The sequence below is a fragment of the Macrococcus epidermidis genome (assembly GCF_024205965.1).
GTDB lineage: Bacteria > Bacillota > Bacilli > Staphylococcales > Staphylococcaceae > Macrococcoides > Macrococcoides epidermidis.
In genome coordinates this window covers 1366597-1387945 of sequence record NZ_CP073819.1, presented here as the reverse complement: position 1 = coordinate 1387945, position 21349 = coordinate 1366597, and the positions used below count along the sequence as shown (strand labels likewise).

The 21349-nt window shown below is 33.9% G+C and carries 21 protein-coding genes and 1 riboswitch; of the genes, 9 read left to right on the top strand and 12 right to left on the bottom strand.

The window, feature by feature from the left end; translation table 11 throughout:
* Positions 1-6 precede the first annotated feature (6 nt).
* The 6 genes from odhB (at position 7) to brnQ (ending at position 6793) form a co-directional block, all read left to right on the top strand.
* Entirely contained in the window at positions 7-1284 is a 1278-nt protein-coding gene (gene odhB, locus KFV12_RS07270; protein ID WP_239242984.1) for a 2-oxoglutarate dehydrogenase complex dihydrolipoyllysine-residue succinyltransferase, read from the top strand.
* A gap of 84 nt (positions 1285-1368) precedes the next feature.
* A complete protein-coding gene (locus KFV12_RS07265; protein WP_254256460.1) occupies positions 1369-2328 on the top strand; it encodes a ring-cleaving dioxygenase in 960 nt (319 codons plus the stop codon).
* Positions 2329-2346: 18 nt separating this feature from the next.
* Positions 2347-2550 (top strand): DUF6501 family protein, encoded by a 204-nt coding sequence (locus KFV12_RS07260; RefSeq protein ID WP_111714937.1) that lies wholly within the window; start codon positions 2347-2349, stop codon positions 2548-2550.
* A 173-nt stretch (positions 2551-2723) separates the two neighbouring features.
* Positions 2724-3506 carry an ATP-binding protein gene (locus KFV12_RS07255; RefSeq protein ID WP_111714936.1) on the top strand — a complete coding sequence of 261 codons (783 nt, stop codon included), beginning with the start codon at positions 2724-2726 and terminating at the stop codon, positions 3504-3506.
* Positions 3506-5347: a vWA domain-containing protein gene (locus KFV12_RS07250; protein ID WP_254256459.1), complete on the top strand. Its 1842-nt coding sequence runs from the start codon at positions 3506-3508 to the stop codon at positions 5345-5347. Before KFV12_RS07255 ends, KFV12_RS07250 begins: the two co-directional genes overlap by 1 nt.
* Positions 5348-5464: 117 nt before the next feature.
* Positions 5465-6793: a branched-chain amino acid transport system II carrier protein gene (gene brnQ, locus KFV12_RS07245; protein WP_254256458.1), complete on the top strand. Its 1329-nt coding sequence runs from the start codon at positions 5465-5467 to the stop codon at positions 6791-6793.
* Positions 6794-6837: 44 nt separating this feature from the next.
* Here brnQ and KFV12_RS07240 read toward each other — a convergent pair whose 3' ends face one another.
* Genes KFV12_RS07240 through KFV12_RS07230 form a run of 3 tightly spaced genes read right to left on the bottom strand, consistent with a single transcriptional unit; the run spans position 6838 to position 9062 of the window.
* A complete protein-coding gene (locus KFV12_RS07240; RefSeq protein ID WP_111714931.1) occupies positions 6838-7998 on the bottom strand; it encodes a toxic anion resistance protein in 1161 nt (386 codons plus the stop codon).
* Positions 7991-8773: a 5-bromo-4-chloroindolyl phosphate hydrolysis family protein gene (locus KFV12_RS07235; RefSeq protein ID WP_170122451.1), complete on the bottom strand. Its 783-nt coding sequence runs from the start codon at positions 8771-8773 to the stop codon at positions 7991-7993. The genes KFV12_RS07240 and KFV12_RS07235 overlap by 8 nt, the downstream gene beginning before the upstream one ends.
* 22 nt (positions 8774-8795) lie before the next feature.
* Positions 8796-9062: an acylphosphatase gene (locus KFV12_RS07230; protein ID WP_111715526.1), complete on the bottom strand. Its 267-nt coding sequence runs from the start codon at positions 9060-9062 to the stop codon at positions 8796-8798.
* Between the two features lie 127 nt (positions 9063-9189).
* Here KFV12_RS07230 and KFV12_RS07225 point away from each other — a divergent pair, with 127 nt between their 5' ends.
* The gene (locus tag KFV12_RS07225; protein ID WP_254256457.1) at positions 9190-9486 is read left to right on the top strand and encodes a DUF1033 family protein; all 297 of its coding nucleotides are present in this window, start codon (positions 9190-9192) and stop codon (positions 9484-9486) included.
* Positions 9487-9739: 253 nt separating this feature from the next.
* The gene (gene cspA, locus KFV12_RS07220) at positions 9740-9940 is read left to right on the top strand and encodes a cold shock protein CspA (RefSeq protein ID WP_016912585.1); all 201 of its coding nucleotides are present in this window, start codon (positions 9740-9742) and stop codon (positions 9938-9940) included.
* A 75-nt stretch (positions 9941-10015) separates the two neighbouring features.
* Here cspA and lysA read toward each other — a convergent pair whose 3' ends face one another.
* From lysA to KFV12_RS07175, 9 genes are all read right to left on the bottom strand, one after another.
* A complete protein-coding gene (lysA, locus tag KFV12_RS07215) occupies positions 10016-11287 on the bottom strand; it encodes a diaminopimelate decarboxylase (protein WP_254256456.1) in 1272 nt (423 codons plus the stop codon).
* Positions 11284-12348: an alanine racemase gene (alr, locus tag KFV12_RS07210; protein WP_254256455.1), complete on the bottom strand. Its 1065-nt coding sequence runs from the start codon at positions 12346-12348 to the stop codon at positions 11284-11286. Before alr ends, lysA begins: the two co-directional genes overlap by 4 nt.
* On the bottom strand, positions 12338-13489 hold the full coding sequence (locus tag KFV12_RS07205) for a M20 metallopeptidase family protein (RefSeq protein WP_254256454.1): 1152 nt from the start codon (positions 13487-13489) through the stop codon (positions 12338-12340). The genes alr and KFV12_RS07205 overlap by 11 nt, the downstream gene beginning before the upstream one ends.
* 54 nt (positions 13490-13543) lie before the next feature.
* Entirely contained in the window at positions 13544-14260 is a 717-nt protein-coding gene (gene dapD / locus KFV12_RS07200; RefSeq protein WP_275439880.1) for a 2,3,4,5-tetrahydropyridine-2,6-dicarboxylate N-acetyltransferase, read from the bottom strand.
* Positions 14261-14317: 57 nt separating this feature from the next.
* Positions 14318-15043, bottom strand: a complete 726-nt coding sequence (gene dapB / locus KFV12_RS07195; protein ID WP_111714921.1) for a 4-hydroxy-tetrahydrodipicolinate reductase — start codon at positions 15041-15043, stop codon at positions 14318-14320.
* The gene (gene dapA, locus KFV12_RS07190; protein WP_254256453.1) at positions 15044-15931 is read right to left on the bottom strand and encodes a 4-hydroxy-tetrahydrodipicolinate synthase; all 888 of its coding nucleotides are present in this window, start codon (positions 15929-15931) and stop codon (positions 15044-15046) included.
* Positions 15932-16008: 77 nt separating this feature from the next.
* A complete protein-coding gene (locus KFV12_RS07185) occupies positions 16009-16995 on the bottom strand; it encodes an aspartate-semialdehyde dehydrogenase (RefSeq protein ID WP_254256452.1) in 987 nt (328 codons plus the stop codon).
* A gap of 82 nt (positions 16996-17077) precedes the next feature.
* Positions 17078-18316, bottom strand: coding sequence for an aspartate kinase (locus tag KFV12_RS07180; RefSeq protein WP_239243061.1), 1239 nt, complete (start codon positions 18314-18316; stop codon positions 17078-17080).
* A gap of 77 nt (positions 18317-18393) precedes the next feature.
* Positions 18394-18567, bottom strand: a riboswitch (Lysine riboswitch).
* A gap of 143 nt (positions 18568-18710) precedes the next feature.
* Positions 18711-20306: an ABC-F family ATP-binding cassette domain-containing protein gene (locus KFV12_RS07175; RefSeq protein ID WP_096076521.1), complete on the bottom strand. Its 1596-nt coding sequence runs from the start codon at positions 20304-20306 to the stop codon at positions 18711-18713.
* 176 nt (positions 20307-20482) lie between these two features.
* Here KFV12_RS07175 and KFV12_RS07170 point away from each other — a divergent pair, with 176 nt between their 5' ends.
* Positions 20483-21349, top strand: coding sequence for a CvfB family protein (locus tag KFV12_RS07170; RefSeq protein ID WP_096076522.1), 867 nt, complete (start codon positions 20483-20485; stop codon positions 21347-21349).

Below are 21349 nucleotides of genomic sequence, written 5' to 3'. Positions count from 1 at the left end.
ATAAAAGTGGCAGAAATCAGAGTTCCAGAATTAGCAGAATCTATTACAGAAGGTACAATATCAACCTGGTTTAAACAAGTTGGAGATACAGTTGAAAAAGGCGAAAATATCGTTGAGCTTGAAACAGATAAAGTTAACGTAGAAGTTATTTCTGAAGAAGCAGGTGTTATTACAGAAATAAAAGCACAAGAAGGAGATACAGTTGAAGTTGGATCAGTCATCGCAATCGTTGGTGAAGGTGGGGCAACATCAGCACCAGCAGAAAATAAATCACCTGATGCTGCTCCAGCAACTTCTGAAAAAACAGAAGAAACAGTACAATCAGCTGAAACTTCTAAAAATGCTCCGGAATCATCTGAGCCTATGACATCTAACGAAAAAAGCGGACGTATTGTAGCAACACCATCTGCTAGAAAGTATGCACGTGAGCATGGCATTGATTTAGCTTCTATTAATCCTCGCGATCCTAAAGGATTAATCAGAAGTCATGATGTACAAAATGCAGTTAATGCACCTGTTCAAGCTGAAAAACCAGCAGCTCCAGCACAGGAAAAACCTGCAAAACCTGAAAATCCTGCGAAACCTGTAATTCGTGAAAAAATGAGTCGCAGAAGAAAAACGATTGCTAATAAATTATTAGAAGTTTCTCAGAATACTGCAATGCTTACTACGTTTAACGAAATCGATATGACAAATGTTATGGATTTACGTAAACGTAAAAAAGATGCATTCCAGGAAAATCATGATGGTACACGTTTAGGTTTCATGTCATTCTTTACAAAAGCAGTGGTAGCAGCACTTAAAAAATATCCTGCTGTTAATGCTGAAATTGATGGAGACGATTTAATCTTAAAACAATTCTATGATATCGGTGTTGCTGTATCTACTGACGAAGGTTTAGTAGTACCTGTTGTACGTGATTGTGATAAGAAGAACTTTGCTGAAATCGAAGGTTCTATCTATGATTTAGCAATTAAAGCACGTGATAAAAAATTAGGATTAGATGATATGATGGGTGGATCATTTACAATCACTAACGGTGGTGTATTCGGTTCATTAATGTCTACGCCTATTATCAATGGTACGCAAGCTGCTATTTTAGGTATGCACTCTATCGTGACACGTCCAATTGCAATTGATAAAGAACGCATGGAAAATCGTCCGATGATGTATGTCGCATTAAGTTATGATCACAGAATTATCGATGGTAAGGAAGCTGTAGGTTTCTTGAAAACTGTTAAAGAATTAATCGAAAATCCTGAAGATTTATTATTAGAAAGCTAATTTGTTATAAATAATTTACCCAGTAACTTATACACGTTATAATAAGTATAAGTTACTGTTTTTTTTATATTTGGAGGAGAAATCATGGATTTATTAGGATTACATCACGTCACTGCCATTACGAGTGATGCACAAAAGTGTTATGACTTTTATCATAAAGTTTTAGGATTAAAGCTTGTTAAAAAGACAGTTAATCAAGATGCAGTCGATACATATCATCTGTTTTTTGCTGATAATGAAGGTAGTCCAGGTACAGATGTGACTTTCTTTGATTTTAAAGATGCACCAAAACATTTACGTGGCACAAATGATATTTATGCCTTTTCATTGCGTGTACCAACAGATTATAGCCTTTATTATTTTAAACAGCGTTTTGATGAAATGCAGATTAAATATGATGCGGTTATTAAAATAAACGGCAAACATGCACTACCTTGCTATGATTTCGATGATCGCTTAATTTATTTGATTTCAGATGAATTGAATACTGGTATTCCGATGGGGAAACCTAATCCACATAGTCCTGTAGAAAGTGTTCATCAGGTTTTAGGATTAGGACCCGTTTTACTTGCTGTAGAACATACGCTTGTTACAGCATCCGTTTTGACACAAATATTAGGTATGGAACGTACCGGAGAATACGAACATAGTGACTCTTTAGATACAGTACATGTATTTTCAATGGGTGACGGTGGTAACGGCGGTGAAGTACATCTTTTAAAACGTACTGGTCAGACAGAGCAAGGATATGGTGGTGTTCATCATGTCGCTTTTAGAGTGAGTGATGCGTTAAAATTACAAGCTGCCTTAAATAAATTAAATACTGGTAATATTCCAAACTCAGGGGTAGTTGATCGATATTATTTTAAATCTTTATATTTCAGAGATATTTCTGGTATATTATTTGAACTTGCAACAGATGGTCCTGGATTTGCATCTGATGAACCAGTTGATGCTTTAGGTGAACGTTTGAGTTTACCACCATTTTTAGAAGCACGTAGAAATGAAATTGAAAGCGCATTAAAACCAATTCAAACAAAATAAAGATATGGGGTTGTTAATATGTTACATGAAGAATGGCAAGATAAAGCTGCAATCAAACAAGTTAAAGTTGTTAATGTTGATGCTAAAAAATATAAAGTAAACGATATGCTTACTGTCGGTCAAGTTTATGATGTGGTCAATGAAACAGAAGAATATTATCATATACGAGACAATAGTGGTAAAGTTGGCGGATATTATAAAGAATATTTTGAAGAAATTTAAGAATTTTATTAATACAGAAAGTAAATACTGATAAAGTATTATATTTATAATACTTTTTGTGACAATTTCGTAAAAACAGTTTATAACAAAATATTAGTACAATCATGTATAATAAGGTTAAACAATAAAGGGGCAAAATATTGCCTCTTTTTATTTTGAAAAGGAGTTAGATCATGCAAAAATATCAAAATAGCGATGTAACGATATACGAGGACGCTCTGGCAATGCTAAATTTAAGTAAAAATGTATTATTAAAGGGGCCAACTGGTTCTGGTAAAACGAAATTAGCAGAAACTTTGAGTGTTGATATGGATCAGAAGATGAATAGTATTAACTGTTCGGTAGACTTAGATGCAGAGAGTTTATTAGGTTATAAAACAATCGAAAATAGCAATGGTGAATCTCGAATCGTATTCGTGGATGGACCAGTTATTGAAGCAATGCGTGAAGGTAACATATTATACATTGATGAAATTAATATGGCTAAACCTGAAACGTTACCTATTTTAAACGGTGTGCTTGATTTTCGTAGAACAATAACGAATCCGTTTACTGGAGAAGTGATTAAAGCACATGATAATTTTAAAGTTATTGCAGCGATAAATGTTGGTTATGTAGGTACATTACCAATGAACGAAGCATTAAAAAATAGATTTGTCGTTTTAGATCTTCACTATATAAGTGGTGATGTCTTAAAACAAGTTATAGTAGAACAGACGACATTACAAGATACCAAGATAATTGATCAGATTATAAAGTTTAATCAGGATTTAGTAACGATGGCGAGTCAAGGTCAAATTAGTGAAGAAGCAAGTTCAGTCCGTGCTTTGCTTGATTTCTGTGATTTAATACAAGTAATGCCGATTGAACGTGCAGCGAAACGTGCAATCATTGATAAGTTGGATGATGAGCGAGAACAAAATGCGATTATCAATGCAATGGAACTGAATTTTTAATGAGTGAAAAATTTATATTATTTAATGATGAGCGCGTCGATCCATCATTAATAATGACTTTGACTGACTTAGCCCAATTATTACGTGAAGATGAGACGGTGAAAGTAAACTTTCAGAAGTTTGCTTATTTTGACCTTGCAGAAAATACGATTAATGTAGCATTCAAATGGAAACATAGAGAACGTGAAGAAGAAATGAAATTATTAAAGAGTGACACAATATTACATGCTATTGGGTTTGAGTACACGGATTTAGACGTTGTAGAAGATGTACTTGAAGAGTCATTTCGAGTTAAAAGCTTCTTTCAGCAGCTCTTTATGATGATTGATGAATTTAGATTAATGCATTTAATCAGTGAAGAAAGACCTTTCACAAAGAAATTCTTTGATATACGCATTCGAGCAAAGTTAAAAGAGAATGAAAGCCAGATTAAATTTTATCAGACAAAGGCGATGCCCACTGATGAATTATTTTTACAAATTGAACATGCATTACTGACAGATAATATCCTTTCTTTTCAGACAATGTTTTTTACGGAACTTGAATATAGCATTCAGCTTGCCTTACAATCATTTTATGACTTAAAAAATACTGAAGATAGTGCAAATCTTGCAATAAGACTTATGCTATTAATTGAACCAAATTTAACGAAAGATATGTTAAACGCCTATTACCATATCCCGAAATTAGCATATATGAATGCTAAAGCTATTAAAAAAGCAAATTTAGATAAAGCGAAACAAGACGTAGCAGAAATGGATGAATCAGAGTCAGTACAGACAAAACAACGTGATACAGAAACAAAGAGTGGTGCTTATCTTGAGACTGAAGTAACAGAAGGTTCGAACAGTAATAATATAAAAGAAAATGAGCGTGAAGGTGACGCAAGTGATGACATTACTGAGATGATGATGGGGAAAGGTAAGACAAAACCGCCTCAGACAAACGCAGAAGGTAATGATATTAGTGACATCGTCGGGGAAGAGAACATCAATACAAAGATAATTTGGAAAGAAACTGTGCAAGATGATAAAAGTCTGACAATATATAATACATATAAAGAGGATGTATTAAAAGAGATAAAAACATTGGTCAACGTGATTAACAAAAGCGTCGATCATGAGGTCAGCGCAAAGCGTCAAGGATTGAGTAAAGGAAAATTAAGTCGTAACCTTACACAATGGTTTTTAGATGATCGCAAACGCGTATTTTATAAAGAAGATCAGAAATCCTATAAATTAGATGCAACGTTTATGTTATTAATTGATGCTTCTTATAGCATGGAAGATAAACTGGAAGAAACAAAAAAGGGTATCGTGTTGTTTCATGAGACATTACAACAATTATCGATAAGACATGAAATTATGGCTTTCTCTGAAGATGGGTTTGAAGCGGATAAAAATATTCAGCCAAACATTTTAGAACAAATCATTACTTACCAAAATTCCTTACAAAATCAATATTCTCCAAATGTAGTGAGTTATAAGACAGGTGAGGATAATCGGGATGGTTTAGCGATTCGAATAGCTGGCAATATGTTAAAAGCACGTCAGGAAAAACAAAAATTTTTAATCGTATTCTCAGATGGTGAGCCATCAGCATTTGATTATGAATCGAATGGTATTATAGATACCCATGATGCAGTAGTTGCGCTGCGAAAAGAAAATATATATGTCATCAATATTTTCTTAAGCCAGACAAAAATCGACGAAAATACGATGGCAACAATAAAAAATATTTATAATGATTACTGCATCTTTGTGGAAGGTGTAGAAAAGTTACCAAGTGTGATACAGCCGCTTCTTAAAACTTTATTACTTCAAAGTATGAAACAATTTTAGGATAATTATACACACATATTAACGGTGTGTGTATTTTTTTTAAATTTTCTGAAAAGTTATAGACTTTATGCGTTTAAAGTGATAGTATAATTAACATTAAAGTAAGGAGGTCATCCCATGAATAAGAATACTTGGGTCGTAGGTTTTATGTTATTTGCAATATTTTTTGGAGCGGGTAATTTAATTTTTCCGCCAAATTTAGGTTTTGCTAGTGGTCAATTTTTCTGGCCGGCAATTGTTGGTTTTATTTTAACAGGGGTAGGCTTACCTTTACTTGGTATTATCGTCGGATCTTTAGATGAATCAGGTTATAAAGGTGTACTTCATAGAATTAATCCGGTATTCGGAATCTTATTTCTGTCAGCAGTATATTTAACGATTGGACCATTATTTGCTATTCCGAGAACAGGTGCAACATCTTACGAAATGGCTGTGTTACCATTTTTAAAAGCACCATCTGCAATGTCTTTATTGATTTTTACTATTATATTCTTTGGAATTACATTATGGTTAGCGATTAATCCATCTAAAATGGTAGATAGAGTAGGAGCAATCTTAACACCACTATTACTGATTTCTATTATTGCTTTAGTTGTGGTAAGTATCTTCTCATTATTTGGTACTTCACCAGTGAAGGCGCAAGCTGATGTTTATACGGATTTAAATACAAGTTTCTTTAGCGGGTTTACTAGTGGATATCAAACAATGGATGCAATTGCAGCGATTGCATTCTCAGTAATTGTTATTAATGCGATTAAAGATAAAGGTATTACAAAAGAAACTGGTTTATTTAAACAAACGGTATTAGCAGGCATCATTGCTGCGATTGCATTAGGTTTCATTTACTTAACTTTAGGATGGATTGGTAGTCACTATCATTTATCAGCTGCACAACTTTCAGAAATTAAGAAAAATGAATTAGATTTAGGTACATATATTTTAACGCACGTTGCACATGATACATTCGGTACTTTCGGTAAGCTGTTAATTGGAATCATAGTGAGCTTAGCTTGTTTAACAACTTCAACAGGTTTAGTTGTTGCTGTAAGTGAATATTTCAATGAAATATTCCCGAAAATATCTTATAAAACATATGCAATTACTTTTACATTATTTAGTTTTATATTAGCGAACCAAGGATTAAAAGCAGTAATTGAAAAATCAATTCCTGTATTATTAATCTTGTATCCTATAGCGATGACCTTAGTGTTAATTATGTTAGTCGCAAAATTTGTACCAACACCATTATTAGCATTTCAAATTCCGATTATATTAGTAACGATTGTTTCTGTTTTATCTGTACTGAGTGCAGAATTTAATATTTTTCCTTTTATGAATGCATTACCTTTAAAAGCACAATCAATGGAATGGCTAATATTCGCTGTAGTTGGATATATCATCGGTTATGTATTAGGATTAAGACAAACTAAAATTGCATATAAATAAATGAAGACCTAAGACGTTTGAATTAACGTCTTAGGTCTCTTTATTTAATAATTACGATTTTGTTGATCCTGTTGTAATTGGAGTAATTGTTGTTTTAAATCCTGTTCCATTTTGCCAAGTTCTATTTCAGCTGCACGTCGTTTTTCACTACCTTGTTGTTGAATAGTTAAGGTTTCACGTATCGTATCAACGATGTTTTGTTGTGTGGTTTTTAAAGTATCTAATTCTACAATGCCACGTTCGTTTTCTTCTGCTGTTCGTATTGTATTCATCTTAAGCATTTCTGAATTTTTAAGCAGTAGTTCGTTCGTTGTATTCGTAACCTGTTGTTGTGCTTTAGACGCTTTCTGCTGATGTAATAAACTCATGGCGATTGCCATCTGATTTTTCCATAATGGAATACTTGTTAGAATTGAACTTTGAATTTTCTCGGCTAGTGTTTGATTGACATCCTGAATCATTCTAATTTGTGGGGCAGATTGTAAAGTGATTTGACGTGATAATTTCAAATCATAGATACGTTTGTCTAAACGATTAAGGTAATGTCTAAGATCATTAACATCTTGTACAATCATCTGATCATTTGATGCTAATGCACGTTGCTCTAACTCAGGAAGCATTACGGTCTGAATTTCTTCACGTTTTTCTTCAGCAGCGATGATAAACATATCTAAAGCTTCAAAATATGCTTTGTTTTCTTCATATAAGCGGTCTAACATATGTACATCTCTTAATAATACATCTTTAGAATTTTGAAGCTGTACTGATATACGATCGATTTGTCCTGAAACCGACTGATATCTAGAAATTAACTCATTGACTGATTTAGAAACGCGTTTAAATAATTTTTTAAACTTACTTTTTTCGACTTGTGAAATTTCATCTGGATCAACTTCTTTTAATTTTTTCATTAATTGATCAAGGCTGTCACCAATTGAACCTACATCTTTTTTTTGTACTTCATCTAATATTTGATGAGAAAATGTAGAAAGTTTTTGTTGTGCACTTGCGCCATATAACAATAAATTTTCATTATCGAGAGGTTTAATCTGATTTTTAATCTGGTTGATTTTTTCACGTTTTTCAGGAGAAAGGGTTTCAGTTTGATATGTAGTTAAATTATTTTTCTTTTGTTCCGGTTGTAACACTGCATTGCTTTCAAATGGATTTGCCGTTAAATCATTAAGTAACTCGTTTTCATTCATTTATATCTTTCCTTTCGTTTACATGTGCATATTGTTTAGAACGTTTAAAATTAACAGGCACACGTTCCTCATAATCTAAAGCCTGCTGTTTGTTTGTACTATGTTTATAACTATGATTGACATTTTCGTGGTTCGCATTGTCACTTTGAATCGGTATTTGATGGCCGGACTTCTGAATAGAAGCGAGATCGATTTCGACTTTCATCTGTTCATAGTCACTTGAATTTAATGCTTTTAAGTCTGCCTGCAAAGTTCTTTTTAATTCTTCAAGTGTTAAACGGGCATTATAAAGCAACTGCTTATCTTCAGCTGTCTTATGCGGCATTCTTGATAAATATAAAAACTGATCTAATAAATTTACTGTATTATCTAAATGAGAAAAAAAGAAGCTATCAACTTTAAAAAACTTCTTAGGATCTTTTTGCACTGATTTATAAATTGTGCGTGCGAGTTTATTAATTTCATTTACATTGCGAAAATCAGTTACAGAACGTACTTTTTTATATTGAACTAATAATTGTTTGATCTTTGGTTCAGCAATCTTCATCTGCTGTCTGATATATTTATAGTCTTGTTTTGTAACACCCATCTCTTTTAAATATTTATTACCAGTCGTCATCTGGATAGGTAAGAATGCACCTAGATAACCACCAGCCATAACAAGTGAATCAAGCCACATATCAAACTGAAAAAAATTCATGCTGATAAACCCTGTCAATAGTGCGATTGGTACTGCAAATATCGCACCAAAAATATACGATGCATTGTATTTCATCTCATCATTTCCTTTAAATATATTATATCGTTTTAAACTGTTTAAATTGTTGCTCTGGTATATCATTAATCTCATAAGATTGTACGCGAGACATTGGAGAAGCACCACGAATAACTTTGTCTGTAAAAGTATCTAAGTCTGAATTTTCTCCAGTTGCATAAATCTCAACATAATCATCTACATTCTGAACCGTGCCAGTGATATTATTATCTTTCGCATGTTGCGCTGTGAAGTAACGAAATCCCACACCTTGTACACGTCCAAAAACTTTAATTTGTATTGTTTTCATCATACTTCACCTCTTATCACTATTATATGTAAAAAGACTCAAAACACCTAATAAATCGCATTTGTAAGGTGATTTACTTGAAAATATGAAATAAACAGAAGATAATCTTTTTAATGGGGTGAAAAAGATGTATGAAATCATAACAATAAGAGCAGATTATGAAGGATGGTGGCTGTTTGAAGATTATCTAGAGAAAGCTACCGAAATAAAAAGTTTTTCACAATTATCTGAAGCAAAAAGCTATTATAATGAGCAATTAGTAATGTTAAGACAGCATTTTTGCAATGAATTAGTTGGAAAGTATGATATACATGCTTTTTATAACAATTGTGAAATCGAATTCTGTGAAGATTGCGATGATGATGTTCAAATTTTTCATAGTGTTTTATTTCTTGATAATGGGGAAATATATCAATATCGTTGAAATAATAATAAATACTATATAAATGATAAAAAAGATAATTAAAATTTTTTTATTATTACAGTAAAGTAAAATTTGTAAAGTGTTTAAATTTACAGAATATTGTATTGATTTATGATTATCGGTATTTTATAATTATTTATAGCAATATGATTATTCCATATTACAAAGTAAATATATTTATTCACTTTTTTATTTATTTTGTAATATGTGAATAATCACATATTGAATTAATATAGTGTGGAGGTTTCTAATTATGAAACAAGGTACAGTTAAATGGTTTAACGCAGAAAAAGGATTTGGATTCATCGAAATCGAAGGAGAAAACGACGTATTCGTTCACTTCTCAGCGATTAATCAAGAAGGATACAAATCATTAGAAGAAGGACAAGCAGTAGAATTCGAAGTGGTTGAGGGCGATCGTGGACCACAAGCTGCAAACGTTGTAAAATTATAATTTTAATGCAATAAATTATATATGAACGTTAGAAAGACACCCTGGTTTTTCCAGGGTGTCTTTCTTTTACTTATTTTATTGTACTTCGTTAGCAATTAAATGTTTAAGTGACTGTCTTTTAATGACTTCACGTACCCCTTGTTCTGAAACAAAGACAACAGCAGGCTTAAGCATCTGATTATAATTAGATGACATTGAATAATGATAAGCGCCTGTTGATTTCACACATAATGTATCACCACGCTTCGTTGAAACGGGTAGGGCGGTATTACGTGCGATAATATCACCAGATTCGCATAACTTTCCTGCTACAGTTACATTTTCAGTTTGATTTTCTTCACGATCTACTAATTCGAGTTCATATTGTGCATCATAAAGTGCAGTCCTGATATGATCGCTCATACCACCATCGATAGATATATATTTATTTGTTTCAGGTATTGACTTTACAGTTCCAACCTCATAAAGTGTTATCCCAGCTTCACCGACGATTGAGCGTCCTGGTTCTAAAGAGATTTCTGGTATTTTATAATCAATTTTGTTACATGTATCAATTAACGTCTCAGTTATGGCTTTAATACCATCTTCAATAGGATAACTGATATCTTCAGATATATATTTTATACTGAATCCACCCCCGATATTTAAAACTTTAATTTCAATATTATTTTCTTTTAACCAATGAATAACGATTTGTATTGTTTCTATCGTTCCAGTTGATTCGAATATTTGAGAGCCAATATGAAAATGTATACCATAAAAGTCAATATGGCTTGTTTCCTGAATGTGCTTTATGCCCTGTAATGCAAGTCCGTGTTTAATACTTAAACCAAATTTACTATCTTCTTGTCCAGTCTGGATAAATTCATGTGTATGTGCTTCTACACCTGGATTTACGCGTAATACAGCTTTAACAGTACTATTCTTACGTTTAGCGATAGTATTGATGCGTTCAATTTCATCAATTGCATCAATCACAAAGTATTCAACACCCGCTTCAATCGCATATACAATTTCATGATCTGTCTTATTGTTACCGTGGAAATGGATTTTTTGCGGATCAAATTGAGCTGTAAGGGCAGAATAAAGTTCTCCTTCTGATACGACATCTAATCCCATATGTTCTTCCTGCATCAGTTTAAATAATTGAATAGATGTAAATGCTTTTGATGCATATGAAATCGTATAAGTTAATCCTGAAGCTTGTAATGCTTCATGGAAACGTCTGCATTGATTACGGATTAATGATTCGTCATATACGAATAAAGGTGTACCATATTGTTCTTTTATATCTAGTAATGAATGGCCGTGTATTGTTAGTACGCCTTGTTCTCTTGTTAAATTCACTGTGTAACCTCCAGTATTAGTGTTTTATGATTGAGTGCAGAAAGCTGTTCAGAATTAGCACCCACACCTAAAAATGTATATTCATCGATACGCATCTGTTCGTGATATAAATATACGATATCATCCGGTTGTACGTGTTCATCGACTTCAACAAACATATGACTCATCATCAGCGCTTTAATAGGATAACGTCTGTTATTAATCAAGCAGTCATGCTTTGCGCGTGTTCTTAAAATACCGTCACCGTATCCAATAGCCACGACTGCTAATCGCGTATCTTTTTGAGCAGTAAATGCGAAACTGTAGCCAGCGGATTGACCGGCATTTATTTTACGGATTTGTATGACGTGGCTTGATATACGTAATGACTGTCTGGTTATCGTTTCCGGTAAACTCGAATAGGGACGAGAGCCATAAAGAATGATGCCAAGTCGTAAATGTGTATGTTGTGATAATAGACCATCTTCACGTACGTAGCTTGCACTGTTTTGTGCATGTATGACTTCAAATGAATGGAGCGGAGCCAGAGTGTTTACTACGTCCAACCAGTCCTTCTTTTCAGTTTTATAATCTGTAACTTTGAATTCATCGGCATATCCAAAATGTGTCCACAATCCTTTAATATCAATATCAGGATATTGTGCTTTAATGATTACTAGTGTTTCCTGCATTTCAGCAATTGATTTAAAACCTGAACGATGTAACAAATTCTCAAATTCCATATGAAGTGGGATGCCATAAAGTTCATCGCTGTATTGCTCAAAAAATTGTGTTGATGGCAGTGTCATTTCAATGTTATATCGTCTTAAACTTTCGAAATCCGTGACTGGATTCATTAGGAAGATACTACATGTATTATTATAGTTACGAATAGCAATTGCTTCTTCTAAGCTTGTCGTACTGAAATAATTAATACCACAAGCTGTCATGCAATCTAACGTAAATTCAAGGCCATAATTATAAGCATTATTTTTAACGACAGCAATTACTGGATTATCTTTAATGACCTGTTTGATGTTTTCCGTAAACTGTGTTTGATTAATTTCCCATTTAGCACTCATCTTCGTAACCTCTAATTAATGATAAGTAATAGTTAATGCCGTTCAGTAATACTGTTTCATCAAAGTTAAATTGATTATGATGTAATCCATGTACATAACCTTTTTCTTCATTTCTGCAACCGAGAAATACAAAGTAAGTTGGAGCTAGGCTGCTATAGAAAGAGAAATCTTCTCCGAATAAATAGGGTACATCTTTTTTTACAGCGACAAGATTAGATTGTGCAATACTTTGTACAACTTTGTCTTCAAGAGATGAATCGTTGATTGTTGGAGGATATCCTTCAGAAAATTCGACATTGACCTCACAATGTGTTGTTAATGATACGGCTTGTGCAATGTGTTCCATTTGCTGCTGGATAATATTTAAATCAGCTGAACGATATGTTCTGATTGTACCTTCTAAATATCCATTGGAAGGTACAGTATTTATCGCTTCACCAGCATTAAACTTTCCGATGTGAATAATATTACGTTCTAGTCCTGGTAAATAGAACTGCTGGAGTGTACTAACTTGATTTAAGACTTGAATTAAAGCGTTGCTTGCAGCATGGCCTTGCTCTTTATTTGCAACATGTGCACTTTTACCATTAATAAAGAATCGATATTCAGTTGCACTGGCTGTAATTTCATGACTTCTGTAAATCATTTCTCTTTCGGGATGATCAGGCATCATATGGATACCGTATATCGCTTTTATATTATATGCTTCAAAATTAAAGTTTTGTATCAGTAAATTAGCACCAGCATTTGCTTCTTCCGACGGTTGAAATATGAACATAATATTATGTTTTAATGGTGTTTTCTGACGCATTGCGTATACTTCTTCCATTAATGATAGTAACATCGTCGTATGACCATCATGGCCACATGCGTGCATAACATTCGGCACAGTAGATTTGTATTCAATATCGTTTTGTTCTTCAATCGGCAGTGCGTCAATATCAGCACGAAACGCGATTGTTTCGTTTGAAGATCCCCAGATGATTGCAATAACTCCTGTATCAAGAGGGGTAAAGAATTCAATGCCAAGCGATTGTATTCTTTTAATAATATATGTTGTTGTATGATGTTCTTTCAGGCCTAGTTCAGGATACTGATGTAATGTACGTCGCGTAGTAATAATGTTATCTAGATTTATCATTGTGTCACCTTTCTATAGTAGAATGAAAGGCTGATACATGTATCAGCCTATGTATTATTGATTTAATTGTCTTAAAGCACTTACGATTTCAATTTTAGAACCTTCAACTTCAGAAGCCTGCTTAATTACACGTGCAGGTGTTCCAGCAACAACGCTACCTGCAGGAACATCTTCAGTAACGATAGCGCCCGCTGCAACGACAGCACCACGACCAACACGTACACCTTCTAAAATTACGGCATTTGCACCGATCAATACATCATCTTCAATGATTACTGGTTGTGCACTAGGAGGCTCGATCACGCCTGCCAGAACAGCGCCTGCACCTACATGAACATTTTTACCAGTCGTAGCACGACCTCCTAGCACAGCATTCATATCAATCATCGTACCTTCCCCGACAACTGCGCCAATATTAATTGTAGCACCCATCATAATAACAGCGTTATCGTCGATGACAGCATGTTCACGGATAAAAGCACCTGGTTCAATACGTGCATTAATATTTCGTTGATCAATTAATGGAATTGCTGAGTTACGGCGGTCATATTCAACTTCGATTTCACTGAATATTGATTGATTCTCATTATAAAAAGCTTCAAAATCAGCTAGATCTCCGAATATTGTTTTTGACTGTGCACATCCAAATACTTTTAACGTTTTAGGGAATGCAACATCTTCAAAATTTCCGTTTGCGTATACTTTTACCGGTGTTTGCTTTTTTGAATCACTAATGTATTGAATAATTTCTTGTGCTGATAAGTCTCTCATAATAATCTCCTTTAAGATAATTTATTGATATGTTTTTAACTTTTTTATAAATATTCTTTATGATAAATTTTCAAATGTATAATATCCATTTTGCTTATTGATGAGTTGCTCAGCGACTTCGATGGCACCATTTGCAAAGATATCTTTACTTTGTGCACGGTGAATAATCTGTATTGTTTCATCAATGCCTGCAAAAAGCACTTCATGTTCACCAGTAATCGTACCACCACGTACTACGCTGATACCAACGTCATCATGCGCTCTTACTTTATCTTCTAATGTACGGTCTGTGACAGGATTTAAAGATCTTTTCTCCTGAATTGCATCGAGTAGTTTAACGAGTGTACCGCTCGGACCATCAACTTTTTTGTTATGATGGCGCTCAATCAGTTCAATATCATATTCTTTTAATAATGGGACTGCGTATTGGATGAGTTCAGTTAAGATATGCACGCCATAACTCATATTTGCACTAAAGAAAGTAGGCGTATATTGTGCTTTAATTTTCAATGCATCGATTATTGCTTCTTTTTCTCCGGTTGTGGCAATGACTAAAGGTATATTATGTTTGCTCTGAATGAGTGGCAGTGTAATTTCCGGATTGGAGAAATCAATAATCACATCCGCTTCAGGGAATTTATCATCCACATAATAGATTGGGTAGGGAAGCTGTCGCTCTGTCGTTCGTGACAAAATGATTCCCGTAATTTCATGTCCTTTATCTAATGCTAATTTAGCAACACGTTCGTTCATTGCTCCAAAACCTGCTAGTAAAATTTTCAATTAGATCACCTTACTTCTAAAGTTGTCATAAACATCACTAATGTGCTGCTGTTCTTCAACTAATAAAGGTACGAGCGGTAAACGTACTTCACCATTTGCGTATCCGATATGCGTAACGAGTGCTTTAATCGGCATTGGGTTGATGTCAACTTCTAGTGCATTAAGTAAAGGTGCAATTGTATTGAACTTTTCTGTAGCCAGGGCAGGGTCATTATTAAATGTCGTATAAACTTCCTGAAATTCTTTTGGTATTGCATTTGCGATTACTGAAATAACGCCATCTCCACCGGCTTTATAGAATGGTACGACAATATCGTCATTACCACTATAAAGCATAAAATCATCAGGGATAATTGATTTAATATTTGCAGTATAGTCAAGATCGTGTGTTGCATCTTTTAAAGCATAGATATATGGATTTTGTGCTAATACTTCAACCGTTTCTGGTTCAATCGTCATATTCGTTCTTGCTGGTACATTATATAGTACAACAGGTAATTCAACAGCGTTAGCAATAGTAGTAAAGTGTTCAATTAAACCTCTTTGGTTTGTTTTATTATAGTATGGTGTAATGAGCATAATACCATCTGCTCCAAGTGATTTTACTTTTAAAGAATGATCAATGCTTGCCTGCGTATTATTTGTTCCAGTACCTACGATAATCGGAACACGTTGATTTGAAATACGTACAGCGATTTCAACGAGTTTTAATTTTTCTTCTTCTGCTAATGTTGAACCTTCTCCTGTCGTACCATTAACAAATATCGCCTGAATATCATTATCGATAAGAAAATTTACATGACGTTCGAAAGTCTCATAATCTACTTGTGAATTGATAAAAGGGGTTGTAATTGCTACTGCAGTACCTTTAAATTGAACTTGTGTCATATGAACACTCCTTGATAATTTATGATGATTATTGCGCATTTTTTCGATAGCTATTTATTATTTACTATTCGTATTTACTATTTATGATTGTTCAAATGAATCTGTTCTAAAATTTGAACAGCATTAAGTGCTGCGCCTTTTAGTAAGTTATCTGCTGTACACCAAATATGGAATGAATTATCTAGCGTGTCATCTTCTCTAATTCTTCCTACAAATACTTCATCTTTACCCGTTGTATTAATGGCTAAAGGGTATTCATTATTCGCAACGTCATCGATAAGGATAACACCTTCAGTTTGTTCAAATAGATGACGTAAATCCTGTACTGTTGCTGGTTGCTCTAAAGTTACATTGATAGCAACAGAATGCGAATCCTGCACAGGAACACGTACACATGTTGCTGTTACTTTTAGGTCAGGTAAATTTAATATTTTCTTTGTTTCATCAATCATCTTCTGTTCTTCTTTTGTATAGCCACTTTCTAAAAATACATCGATATGTGGTAATACATTATTGTAAATAGGGTGAGGGTAGTTCTTTGGTACTTCACCTTTAGCGCCATTGATTAAATCGTTTCTTCCGGCAACACCGCTACCAGACACCGCCTGATAAGTTGTATATGCCACACGCTTTAAACCATATTTATCTTGAAGCGGTTTTAAAGGGACGACTGACTGAATCGTTGAACAGTTTGGATTTGCGATAATTTTTCTGTTTAATTGTGGGCTATTCACTTCCGGTACGATTAAATCAATACCTTCTTCCATTCTATATGCACTTGAATTATCTATAACAATGCTTCCTGCTTGTTCAAACAGAGGAGAGAACTTTAAGCTCGTGCTACCTCCTGCACTCATTAATACAAAATCATACTTTTCATTCGCTTTTTCTTCTGTTAATTCTTCTGTAATATACGTTTTACCTTGATAAACAACTTCTTTATTTGCAGATCTTGCTGAAGTAAATAATGTAAGTTCATTAAATGGGATTGATTTTCTTTCGAGTACTTCTAACATTTTTTGACCGACTAAACCAGTTGCACCTACGACTGCGATTTTATACATTTCATACACTCCTTATAATTAATCAATTATTTACTTATATGTTACGCATTTTCTTTAATGAGTTAAAGTGTTTTAATAAAAATTAAACATTAAATTTTTCACATAATATTTGTACTGCTTGCTTTGCATTTCCAGCATCTACTACTAATGAAATACTGATTTCACTTGTCGATACCTGATAGTATGCAATCTGCTCCTCGATTAAAGACATAAATACTTTTGACGCGACACCAGACATATCACGCATACCTGAACCGATGATCGATACTTTCGCATAGTTATCTTTAATTTCATGGAGTAGGGCAGGGTATGATGCAGTTAACTGATCAATAATTGCTTTAATCTGATATTGTTCTGTATTTTTCATCGTAAATGATAACTGCATACCATCGATATTTACTGTCTGAGAAATCATATCGATATTGATCTGATTTTGTTCTAATAATTCGTAAAGAGAGGTTAATACTTTTGTATCGTGCATTGGATAAGATAAAGTTACGTAATTCATATCTTCATCTAATGCAATTCCTGTTACTGCTTTTCTTTCAATGATTTGTTCATTTGGCACAATCCATGTTCCTTTCTCTTCGGATAAAGTTTTTCCGGTATATATTTTAGTATTGTTATTATAAGCGATTTCAATACATCGTGTTTCAAGTACGCCAGCTCCGAGTGATGACAGTTCCATCATTTCTTCAAAACTTACATAGTCCATCTTCATTGTTTCTGGATATACTCTCGGGTCGGTACCAAATATTCCTATTACGTCAGAATATATTTCACATGATGATTGAAGTGATGCTGCAAGTGCTACTGCTGTTGTATCACTTCCACCACGACCAAGTGTCGTTAACTCATCTTCATGATTGATACCTTGAAAGCCAGCTACAATAATAATATCTTTTGTCTTAAATAGTTCCTGTAATTTAGTCGTGTTAATAGACTGAATCTTACTTTTTAGATGATGACCTTCAGTGCGTATTCCAGCCTGCGCTCCCGTTAAAGCAACGGATTCTACTGATAAATCATTTAATATGATTGAAAGATAAGCGATGGTTTGCTGCTCACCTGTGGTTAATAACATAGCTAGTGCACTTTCTTTTGGACGTTCTGTAAGTGACGCTACATTTTTGAGTAGTGCATCCGTTGTCTTTCCCATCGCTGAAACAACGACGACGAGTTTTTCCTTTTGTTCAACACGCTTTTTAAGATAATCAGCAATGTGCCTAATCTTATTAAAATCAGCAACAGAACTTCCGCCAAATTTTAATACTTTGATATTACTTGCTTTTTCTTCTGTCTGAATACTGTTTTCTGTTATCAATTTTTTGCCTCCTGCAAGGGGTCATCACCAACAAAAAAACAAGCCCAGAGACATCTGGACTTGTTGAATTTATATACAAGCGATGCACTCCATTATTTTTCAATAATGACAAATCCATAGCTCTTAACCTGTGGATCCAACATAGTATTCACTGCAATCAATACTATATTTCGGCATCTCACCCTTTCAGTAATTCATTTGCAGAATTACCATTACTTACTCATGATCGATGCGCCTCATCTGTTACATTTATTTAATTGATATTTAATATACTACAGAAAGATTTTAAAATTGTAAAGTGTTTTGAGAAAATTTAAAAATAATAGTTTATTTAACAATACTTAAAATCAAAAAACGTGTATTCATAAAATGAATACACGCAAGAAAATATTTATTTAAGTACACCTTGTTCTTTTAAGTATTCTTCATAAGTAATTTCTTTAGAAAGGTTTGCATTTAAGTCAATAACACGATTGGCAATTGTGTTAATGAACTCAAAGTCATGAGAAGTAAAGATCAGTGAACCTTTAAATGCCTTTAAACCATCATTGACAGAAGTGATACTTTCTAAGTCTAAATGGTTTGTTGGCTCATCAAGTAATAATACGTTCGCTGATGATAACATCATCTTACTTAACATACATCTTACTTTTTCTCCTCCTGATAATACAGTTGCTTTTTTACGTACTTCTTCACCAGAGAATAACATGCGACCTAAGAATCCGCGTAAGAAAGTTTCCGTTTGTTCCTCAGGCGGTGCATATTGACGTAACCATTCTACTAAGTCGATATTTTTACCTTCAAAGAATTCTGAGTTATCTTTCGGTAAATAACTTTGTGACGTTGTCACACCCCATTTGTAAGAACCCTCATCCGGTTCCATTTCACCAGCTAAAATACGAAGTAGGGTAGTCTTAGCAATTTCAGAATCACCGACTAGTACTGCTTTATCGTTTGGATTCATCGTAAATGATAAGTTATCAATAACTTTTACGCCATCGATAGTTTTAGTTAAACCTTGAACTTGTAGTAACTCATTACCAATTTCACGTTCTGGTTTAAAGTTAACGAAAGGATATTTACGGCTAGAAGGCTGGATATCATCTAATTCAATCTTTTCTAACATTTTCTTACGGCTTGTTGCTTGTTTAGATTTAGAAGCATTTGCTGAGAATCGTGCAACGAAGTCCTGTAATTCTTTAATCTTTTCTTCTTTTTTCTTATTAGAGTCTTGTAGCATTTGTTGTGCTAACTGACTTGATTGATACCAGAAGTCATAGTTCCCAACATAAATTTTAATTTTACCGTAGTCTAAATCAGCAATATGCGTACATACGTTATTTAAGAAATGACGGTCATGTGATACAACGATTACTGTGTTTTCAAAGTTAATCAAGAATTCCTCTAACCAGCTGATTGCAGGAATATCTAAACCGTTGGTAGGCTCATCGAGTAATAATACATCTGGCTCACCAAATAATGCTTGTGCTAAAAGAATCTTAACTTTCTGGTTATTTTCAAGTTCAGACATTTTCTTTTCGTGTAGATCATCTTTGATGCCAAGACCAGACAATAATACTTGTGCATCACTTTCAGCAGTCCAGCCGCCCATTTCACCAAACTCACCTTCAAGTTCAGCTGCACGCATACCATCTTCATCACTGAAGTCTGGTTTCATATAGATTTCATTCTTTTCTTTCATGACATTCCAAAGCTTTTCATTACCACGAAGTACAACATCAAGTACACGTTCATCTTCATAAGCGAAGTGGTCCTGTTTTAATATTGATAATCGTTCGTCTTTTCCTAATGAAACATGACCTGATTGAGAGTCAAGCTCACCTGAAAGAATTTTTAGGAAAGTAGATTTTCCTGCACCGTTTGCTCCGATTAAACCGTAGCAGTTTCCGGGTGTGAATTTTATGTTTACATCTTCAAATAATTTTCTATCACCGAATCGTAAACTAACATTAGATACTTGTAACATTGAGTGGTCTCCTTTAATTTATAATCAGTAAGATTATATCATAGTTTGATAAGAAATAGATATTACTGATTTCTTACTTACACAGATAGTTCTATTATACTGTTAATTCTGACGAATGGGTGAAAATGTGCTATAATGATTTATTGAAATAGGTATTTAACCTAAAGGAGAGACATATGGAGAACAAACAATTATCAGGTAGTATCGACTTTTTACGCGTCGATCGATTAGAAGGGTCTACGTATTACTTACTTGGACCGAATAGTGAAGTCGTAAAGTTAAATCAATCAGAAGTATTAGAAGATGATGAATTAGAAATTGGTGAGGATTATTCTTTCTTTGTATATCCAGGTCGTACTGGAGATTTATTTGCAACCCAAAATATTCCCGATATTTCAACTGACCGCTATGACTGGGTAAAAGTGATTAAGAAAGATAGAGACGGGGTTACGGTAGATATCGGTATCCCACGTGAAATCGTTATTCCGTGGGAAGATCTACCGAAAGTAAAAGAAGTTTGGCCGGAAGCAGGAGATGAAGTATTTGCTTGTCTTCGTGTAGACAGAAATGATCAGTTATATGGACGTTTAGCAAGTGAAACGATGGTCGATGCCATGTTTACACCAGCACCAGAAGAGCTGTTACACAAGACGATCACAGCACATCCATACCGTTTATTACGTATCGGAACGTTTCTTTTATCTAAAGAGGGTTACAAAATATTCGTTCACGAATCAGAACGTAGAAGTGAACCTAGACTTGGTGAAGCAGTAGAAGTACGAATTATCGGACATAAAGAAGATGGAACTTTAAATGGTTCATTTTTACCACTTGCACATGAGCGCTTAGATGATGATTCAGAGCAAATCTTAAAGTTATTAGAAGAATACGGTGGTGAACTGCCATTCTCTGATAAGTCAGATCCTGAAGCGATAAAAGAAGTCTTTAACATGAGTAAAGGTAGTTTTAAACGTGCGATTGGCCGCTTATATAAAAACAAACGCATCGTGATTGAAGCGGATAAAATTAAAGCGGTTGAATAA